This window comes from Paracoccus salipaludis, assembly GCF_002287065.1.
Classification (GTDB): Bacteria; Pseudomonadota; Alphaproteobacteria; order Rhodobacterales; family Rhodobacteraceae; genus Paracoccus; species Paracoccus salipaludis.
Window position 1 is genome coordinate 1 of the sequence record NZ_NSJZ01000081.1, and the last position, 907, is coordinate 907.

3 protein-coding genes are annotated in these 907 nt (G+C 63.5%); all 3 read right to left on the minus strand.

Annotation, left to right across the window (positions count from 1 at the left end):
• Positions 1-11: 11 nt before the first annotated feature.
• Complete coding sequence (locus tag CK240_RS17630; protein WP_240517578.1) at positions 12-311, minus strand: BrnA antitoxin family protein; 300 nt, start codon at positions 309-311, stop codon at positions 12-14.
• On the minus strand, positions 304-591 hold the full coding sequence (locus CK240_RS17635; protein ID WP_240517580.1) for a BrnT family toxin: 288 nt from the start codon (positions 589-591) through the stop codon (positions 304-306). Before CK240_RS17635 ends, CK240_RS17630 begins: the two co-directional genes overlap by 8 nt.
• A gap of 36 nt (positions 592-627) precedes the next feature.
• A partial coding sequence (locus tag CK240_RS18810; protein ID WP_205957914.1) for a hypothetical protein occupies positions 628-907 on the minus strand: 280 nt, incomplete at its 5' end.

Consider the following 907-nt stretch of genomic DNA (forward strand, 5'->3'; position numbering starts at 1 on the left):
GCCCGTTCGACTCAGCCGCGGCGGCCGAGCTCGGCCATCATGGCGCGACGCAGGATCGCGTTCATGCGGGTCTGATAGCCCTGTCCCCCGGCTTTCAGCCAAGCCAGCACATCGGTATCCAGTCGCGCCGTGATCTGCTGTTTGATCGGGCGATAGAACCGGCCTCGGACTGCGCCGGCCCATTGCTCGTCGGTCAGCTCGGGAATGTCGCTGGTATCGATCTGATCGGCTGGCAGCGCGTCCAGCTTGGCAAGTTCCTTGCGCCGCTCCTCAGTCAGCTCGGGCAGCGTGTCGGGGGTGTATTCAACCATTGGCATATCGCTTCCTTTCCTGCGGGGTGGCACGGCGGGCAGAAATGATGCGGATCGTCTCGGCAGGCTCGGGGCCTTCCTCGGTGACAGTGTGGGCCACGAGCAGAACGGTGGCACCCCCGACCTGCCCGGTGGTCTGCCAGCGATACTCGCCGCTTTCGACTCGGTCCTGCACCGTTAGATGCAGCGGGTCGAAGAACACGCGCACGGCGTCCTCGAACCGGATGCCATGCTTGCGATGGTTCGACTCCGCTTTCGCCGGATCCCAGACAAACCGCATTCTCATGGCGCAATGTAACTACAGAACAGTAGTTGTTCAATCCGATGGTGCGGCTTCTTCGTTGCCCTTCATCGCCTCCATGATCTGATCCACATGCGCCCTCTGAGCTTGCGCGCGGCGCACCATCAGGCTGCGGGCCTTGTCGTTGTGCTGGGCGATCTGGTGCAGCTGGTGAGCCAATTGGTCGTGCAGCAGGCGGGGGATCTTCTGACCGCGCTGCATTGCCGTGTTCATCGCCCGCACCGCCTGGTTCACGTTCCGCCCGATCGCTGAAACCTCCTTGGTCAGCGCCTCGATCTCGCCCGCCTCCGGCGGT

Coding starts and splice junctions, on each gene's coding strand:
- CK240_RS17630 (WP_240517578.1), bottom strand. CDS start 311: ATGGTTGAATACACCCCCGACACGCTGCCCGAGCTGACTGAGGAGCGG.
- CK240_RS17635 (WP_240517580.1), bottom strand. CDS start 591: ATGCGGTTTGTCTGGGATCCGGCGAAAGCGGAGTCGAACCATCGCAAG.